5 protein-coding genes and 1 pseudogene are annotated in these 7,613 nt (G+C 38.7%); 4 read left to right on the top strand and 2 right to left on the bottom strand.

The genetic code is table 11. The features are described from left to right. The 4 genes from QZ998_RS13255 to QZ998_RS13270 form a co-directional block, all read left to right on the top strand. Positions 1-1,223: pyruvate formate lyase family protein (locus QZ998_RS13255; protein WP_296561308.1), on the top strand; the 1,223-nt coding region annotated here is incomplete at its 5' end. Positions 1,224-1,296: 73 nt separating this feature from the next. Further along, entirely contained in the window at positions 1,297-2,226 is a 930-nt protein-coding gene (locus tag QZ998_RS13260; protein WP_296561309.1) for a glycyl-radical enzyme activating protein, read from the top strand. 918 nt (positions 2,227-3,144) lie between these two features. Beyond that, positions 3,145-4,281 (top strand): DUF362 domain-containing protein, encoded by a 1,137-nt coding sequence (locus QZ998_RS13265; RefSeq protein WP_296561310.1) that lies wholly within the window; start codon positions 3,145-3,147, stop codon positions 4,279-4,281. Between the two features lie 1,151 nt (positions 4,282-5,432). Next, a complete protein-coding gene (locus QZ998_RS13270; protein WP_296561311.1) occupies positions 5,433-6,632 on the top strand; it encodes an IS110 family transposase in 1,200 nt (399 codons plus the stop codon). 450 nt (positions 6,633-7,082) lie between these two features. Here QZ998_RS13270 and QZ998_RS13275 read toward each other — a convergent pair whose 3' ends face one another. Further along, entirely contained in the window at positions 7,083-7,301 is a 219-nt protein-coding gene (locus QZ998_RS13275) for a hypothetical protein (RefSeq protein ID WP_296561312.1), read from the bottom strand. 185 nt (positions 7,302-7,486) lie between these two features. Then, a pseudogene (locus tag QZ998_RS13280) lies at positions 7,487-7,613 on the bottom strand (DUF2200 family protein); the annotation flags it as partial.

Below are 7,613 nucleotides of genomic sequence, written 5' to 3' on the forward strand. Positions count from 1 at the left end.
ACAAAACACCGGAAGAGCTCTTATTAAAAGCCTGTGAAATCAGTCAATTAGGACTGGGAATGCCTGCTTTTTACAGTGATGAGGTTGTCATTCCTTCTTTAGTCAGCCGTGGCGTTACATTAAGTGATGCCCGTGATTACGGTGTCATCGGCTGTGTCGAACCACAAAAAGGCGGTAAAACCGAAGGTTGGCATGATGCGGCATTTTTTAACATCGCAAAAGTACTGGAAATCACGCTTAATAACGGTATGGTCGATGGTCAGCAAATGGGTCCTCAAACAGGAACCTTTGAATCCTTTAAAACCTTTGATGATTTAATGGCAGCCTATAAAAAACAAATGGCACATTTTGTAAGCCTTCTCATTAATGCCGATAATTCTGTGGATATTGCTCACGGAGAGCGAGCACCGTTACCTTTTCTTGCTTCGATGGTGGATGACTGTATCAGTAAAGGAAAATCACTCCAGGAAGGCGGCGCTCATTATAACTTCACCGGACCACAAGGTGTTGGTGTTGCCAATGTTGGTGATTCCCTGGCGGCAATTAAAGAATTGGTCTATGACAAGAACGCCATTACGGCCAAAGATCTTAAAAAAGCTCTTGACGAAAACTTTGTGGGGATGGAAGACATGCGTCAAATGCTACTGAACAGAGCACCAAAGTTTGGCAATGATATTGATGCCGTTGATAACCTTGCCCGTGAGGGAGCTTTGATTTACTGTCGTGAGGTTGAAAAATATACCAATCCTCGTGGCGGCCAGTTCCAACCGGGTTTGTATCCTGTTTCAGCTAATGTTCCGATGGGTGCTGACACCGGTGCTTCTGCTGACGGACGACTGGCAGGCACAGCTTTAGCTGATGGCGTCTCACCGGTTTCCGGAAGAGATCTGGCTGGTCCAACCGCAGCTGTCAACTCGGTTTCCAAACTGGATCATTTCATTGCTTCCAACGGAACTCTTTTGAATCAGAAATTTCATCCTTCAGCCATTGCTGGAGAAGCCGGTCTTCACAACTTATCCTCACTGGTTCGCGGTTTCTTTGATCAGAAAGGTATGCATGTTCAGTTTAATGTTGTTGACCGTGCGAAACTGATTGATGCACAGAAAAATCCTGAAAAATACCAGAGCCTGGTTGTCCGTGTGGCTGGTTACAGTGCCCATTTTGCCTCTCTTGATAAATCCATTCAGGATGATATCATTGAAAGAACAGAACATATTTTTTAAGTCTATTTAAAAATTCTAAGCAGTGAGGGGATCTTTACCTCTCACTGCTTTTATAATGATTGGAGGGTTAAATATGCCGAGTGACAGCTTAGATTTACAAACAAAAGGTGTGGTTTTTGATATCCAGCGATTTTCTGTCCATGACGGACCGGGTATTCGAACCATCGTATTTTTAAAAGGGTGCCCATTAAAGTGTGATTGGTGCAGTAATCCAGAATCCCAGCAAAGGGAACGGGAGCTAATGTTTATTGCGCATAACTGTATCGGTTGCGGTAAATGTGTGAGTGTATGCCCCTCTGGGGCTATTGATCTCGAAAACCCTTCACGGGTTATACTGGAAAAATGTATTCACTGCGGCAAATGCGTCGAAGTCTGTTATGCCGGGGCACTTAATATGGCGGGTGAAGAAAAAACCGTTGAAATGGTATTGAGTGAACTAAAAAAAGATGCTATCTATTATCGTAATTCTAGTGGCGGCATTACTTTTTCTGGTGGGGAACCCTTTTTTCAACAGGAGTTTTTCGAGCAGCTGCTGATGGGCTGCAAGTCAAATGGCTGGCATACCGCCATTGAAACAACCGGCTTTACCACCGAAAAAGTTTTAAATAGAATCCTACCTTTGGTGGATCTGGTTTTTATGGATCTCAAACACATGGATGACCGGAAACACGAGCTATGTACTGGAACATCCAATAAAACTGTTCTGAAAAATGCAAAAATCATTGCGCAGTCCGGGGTCCCCATGATTATTCGAATCCCAGTTATTCCGGACGTCAATGATGACTTGATGAACATCCAGGCTACCGCAGCCTTTGTCCGGTCTTTGGAGTCGGTTAAGGAACTTCAATTAATGCCGTATCATCGTCTTGGGCAAAACAAATACGACTATTTGGGACGAGACTATGCATTAAACGAAATCAAACCTTCCAGCAAGAGCAGCATTGAAAAGCTGAAAGATGCCGTCGAAGCATATGGTCTGAAATGCTCAATTGGAGGAGTTTAAAGAAGGTTTTTAAAAATATTTTTCTAACAGCCATCCTTTTGTTTTAATGTGAAAAACCTTGGAACTGATGCAGAATAGAATCAGTTTCGAGGTTTTTTTATTATGGAGATAATTTAATAAACTAAACACTAAATTAGAGTTGCTCGAAATCAAGAGTGTTTAAGAAAAAAATAAATAACTCTTGACTTCGAGCTAACTTTAAGTAATATAATCATATTATCAAATGGCTGATTTAACGATTAGTTGAAAGGAGATGCAAATTAAAAAAAGTGTTATTAGAAAACGGATGTCCACACAAAGAAGGATGTGTCTATACAGCCTTATCAGAAGCGGCAGGTTCATTAGAAATGGATGGCATTGAAATACAGCACTACCATATTGGTATTAAACCAGTACTTTGATAAATTGCATATGGTAAATACTGCGCATTAAAGAAATGTTTTTTTGAAGTCGATCTTGCAATGAGCTATTGGAACTGATGTAAAATGTATGGCATTGTCAATGGATTCCCGGTATATTTTTGTGACCCAAATAGTGCCCTGTGTAGCCCTCCTCAATCGTGCTTGTTTTTGCAGATAGTGCAGATTCAATAATATGTCGGCAGCTGTTGTGAGTTGCAGCAGCGGAGAGTCCACACCACCTTTGGTCGACTAAATAAATACTTTGCAATTTTATCAAATGCTAATTGTTTCGTCTCAGATACTGGAATTCTGCATAGGGGTTTAAGCCTGATGATGTAAAAAAAGATTTAAAAGAATTGCTGATCATGAGAACTCTGGGAAAGAATATGGCCTGGATGCTTGAAAGTATCGACAAGGCAAATTTGGAAAAACCAGTGAAAGAATAATGACAACAGCAAATTTAATCAGAAAAAAGAGATACAGTAAAGATCAATGAATAAAAAAGGAGAACATTAAAATGAATGAGAAATCGAAAGTATTTTTTACAACACTAAGAACCACAGGGTCTCACAATATTTTGCAGAAGTTGAAAAAACTGGTGTTAGCAGCAGGTTTAGGTGATATTGATTTAGACAATAAATTTGCAGCCATAAAAATCCATTTGGGGGAGCCGGGAAACCTTGCTTATTTGCGACCGAATTTTTCAAAAGTCATTGTGGATATCGTTAAAAGCCAAGGAGGAAAGCCTTTCTTAACCGATTGTAACACCCTGTATGTGGGACGACGAAAAGATGCCCTGGAGCACATGGATGCCGCCTATGAAAATGGTTATAATCCCTTTGTCACCGGTTGTCATGTGATTATTGCCGATGGTTTAAAGGGCACCGATGACCTGGAAGTCCCCTTGGAAGGTGGCGATTATGTTACCGAAGCAAAAATTGGCCGTGCCATAATGGATGCGGATGTATTTATTTCCATGACCCATTTTAAAGGCCATGAAGCCACCGGTTTTGGCGGAACCTTGAAAAATATTGGTATGGGATCCGGATCCCGTCGTGGTAAAGTGGAAATGCACTCTGCGAGTAAACCTTTTATCAAAGCAGAAAAATGTCGAAGTTGTAAGATGTGTTCAAAAATATGTGCCTTTAGTGCAATTTCATACAGTGATGACGATGGGAAGGCTAGTATTAATCATAATAAATGCGTTGGCTGCGGCCGCTGTATGGGTATCTGTTCCTTTGATGCCATTGCCGTGCCTTTTGACCAAAGCAATGATGTCCTCAATAAAAAAATTGCTGAATATGCCAAAGCCACTATTAATGGTCGACCACAGTTTCATGTGAGCTTTGTCATCGATGTTTCCCCATATTGTGATTGTCATGTGGAAAATGATATACCCATTATTCAGGATGTTGGAATTTTTGCATCCTGCGATCCTGTGGCACTGGACGTTGCCTGTGCTGAAGCCTGTAACAAGGCCCCAATTATTAAGGGCAGTTATCTGGAAGATCAGATTGAACATAACCATGTCCAGGATCCTGAAGATAAAGATCGATTTACTGTTACCCACCCGGATACCAACTGGGAAGTCTGCGTTGAACATGCTGTGAAATTAGGCATGGGCAACAAAGAATATGAGATCGTTGAAGTATAAACGTGTATTGTCATTAGGCGATGTTGAGTCCATGATTTGTGGAATTAAGGCAAAAATTTACTAAATAAAGCAGAAGATCATCATGCCAATAGATTTTGCAGTGGTTTCCATGGTTAGGTATCTTTGAATGGATTAATCCAAAGAGCACCAAAGAAGTGTGTTATAGGTAGGTTTAACTTAGTAGTCGCTTAATAATGTTCGCAAATAGTTGGACATAAAATCCGGAAAAAAATGAATTAACTATGGATGTCGAATGGCTAAAAAGAGATTATTTCCCAACAATCAGGGCATGCCACAGGAAGCCTATGCTAAGCATTACATAAGATGGAGCGATCTCAAGTCTATATGCAAATATGACGCTGGATGGTTTTGAAAAATCAATTCAGGATAAATACCATCGTAATACAAAAGGCAACATAGAAAATTACTATAGAGTATCGCACCAAAGTAAATTTGGTGCGATACTCAGATGACTTTATCATTACCACAGATCTAAAAAAATAGCGGAAGAAATCGGAGAACTTGTTAGCCGAGACTGTAAATAATTTTGTGCTTTCGTGTCTTTCTGATTAACGAAAAATATAAAATTGAAGATTTGTATTGCAGATTAAAAGAAATAATTTCAATTCTATTTTCTCTCATAATTCGAAGGTTATTAATAGCGAGAATTAGCAGCTCAAAGACAAGATGATGATAGAAGAGAAATTGAAAAAGAGATGAAAAAGTGTCCTAAACATGTCATATATAGATAAATAATGGCTTTAAAAAGCCATTCCTTTTGTTTCGTTGTTTTTTTCTAGACCTACTGTTAAAGGTAAAATATTTCTTGCTATCTCTGGTTATTTTACACCTATTTTTAGTCTTATTTTTGGCGCACTTTTAGTACCATAAAAGTATAAGTGTTAAGCACATCATTAGTGCTGTAACATTTGCACTTATTTTTTTATAATAAGGGAAGTAATTGGTCTGGCGTGGCGCTTTTTGGATTAACCCCATCCGTCATAAAAACCGTCAACCACCCCTTATTATAAGCATTCGATTAAGCAGGTTGGAACTCTTGGATGAGCTTTCGTGTAACGAGCTAAAATGAATTGTAATAAGTGTGGATGGAAACAATTACAAATTTTTTAGAATGTGAGGAATAACGCTCAATGATAAGTGTAGGTATTGATATTTCAAAAGAAAAGAGCACCGTCTGTATTTTAAAACCATACGGTGAAATAATTTCTATGCCTTTTGAAATAAAACATGCAGAAAAAGCATTGTTAGAATTAGCCACAATGCTTTTAAGATTTAACGAAGAAGTTAAAGTTGTGATGGAAGCTACCGGAATCTATCATCTGCCTGTACTTAGTTATTTACAGGAAAAAGGAATTTTTGTGGCAGTGATCAATCCGTTCGAGATGAAACAGTATCGTAATCAGGGACTAAGATCGGTAAAACCAGACAAGAAGGACGCCATTACAATAGCGAACTATGGGATTGATTATTGGTTTCGACTTAGGAAATATGAAGTAACCGAGGAAATTTATCAGGAGCTTAAAATACTGGGAAGACAATATAGTCATTATATGTGTATGAGGATAGAATGCGTGCAATCATTGACACATTTACTGGATTATACCATGCCGGGTATTAAAGGACTGCTAAAGGGGTGGCAGGATGCCAATGGCAAAGACAAATTATCGGATTTTGTTGAAGCGTATTGGCATTTTGATAACATAACAAAAATGTCGGAAGAGAACTTTATTAATAGTTATGTGAACTGGGCAAAAGAAAAAGGATACCATCAAAGCCAAAATAAAGCCGTCAAGATTTATTCCCTGGCAAAAGAAGGTATCCCTACACTGTCTGCAGAGATGGAATCAACCAAAATAATGCTACAGCAGGCAGTAAGCGTATTGAAACAAGTCAATACAACTTTAACAATTATTTTAGCACGAATGAAGGATTTAGCCAAGCGATTGCCGGAATACCCCATTGTAAGAGCAATGGGTGGCGTAGGTGATGTATTGGCACCGAAACTTATTGCTGAAATAGGCGATATAAGAAGATTTCACAGTGGCAAAGCATTAATTGCATATGCAGGCATTGATGCACCACCGTATCAATCGGGACAATTTGTAGGAACTAATCGAAAAATTAGTAAGCGTGGATCATCAACGCTACGAAAAATTGGTTATGAAACCATGCGCGTTCTGAAAACGCATCGTGCTCCTGAAGATAGCGCGGTATATTGGTACATCTTAAAAAAAGAAGCTGAAGGTAAAGCGAAACGGGTAGCAAAAATTGCTGGCCTCAATAAATTCCTGCGAATTTATTATGCAAGGGTAAAAGAAGTATATCAATAAATAAAGCGAATACATATCTCAAGGCTGGCTGAATAAATCCAGTCATTTTATGATGTAATAAAACTGAATAAAATATAAAAATCTGCTAAAAAAGTTCTTGATTTTTCTTAGCAGGTTTTTATGGCATTTTTAAATAATCAATACATTTTTTCCTCATGCTCCTATTTGAGGTTGTCAACAATTTTATTTATTTTATTTAAGCCGGCTGACATATTAGCAATAAATTCAGCTTTCCTGCGCCTTAATAACTGCTGAGATACATCATATTTTTTAGAGATCTCGGCTAACTATTTCTTCTTTGAGGATTCGAGCACTGTGGCTTCTATCACTTCCAGGGTCTAGGTTCATCGTTTTATCTACATGTGAGTAGTTTATCCTATTTTGGAAGTAAGCTTTAATTTTATATTCTTCCAAAGATTCCTGTATTCCGGAGCAATATTATAAAGATCTTCAAAGACAGGGAAAGAAATCACCTTCGTTGGCACACCATTGATAACCTAATCCAATGGAAAAGTTTATCATTAAAAAATATAATTTCTTTGGGTCTAAAGTATTTCTGATAATCCCCAGGCTTTGACATTGTTTAATGGGGTTGGGATACCAGGTATCTGCCACAAAGGTATCGTCAAAACTCCCTTTATTACCATCCAAATTAATTTTAGATGACACGGGGACGTTTCGTTTGTCATATTGACAAAAACATGTTATACTGCAAAAAAAAACAGGAGGTGAACGTTGAAATGGCAAGACAAGCCCGGGTTAAAAGCGCAACCGGCATTTACCATGTAATGCTGAAGGGTCTGGATGGGCGTAATATTTTTCTGGATGATGCGGATCGATCAATTTTTATGGGTATTTGGGTTGATTTGAGGGGCTTCAGCAAAGAACGTCTCAAAGTCAACCCCTTTACCGATTTGTGTCCGTAATCCATGCTCGTCATACCCCGTCAGCCAGCTAATAATGATATCGACTTCTCTTTTT

Source organism: uncultured Acetobacterium sp. (genome assembly GCF_927416815.1).
In the GTDB taxonomy this organism is placed as follows: Bacteria; Bacillota; Clostridia; order Eubacteriales; family Eubacteriaceae; genus Acetobacterium.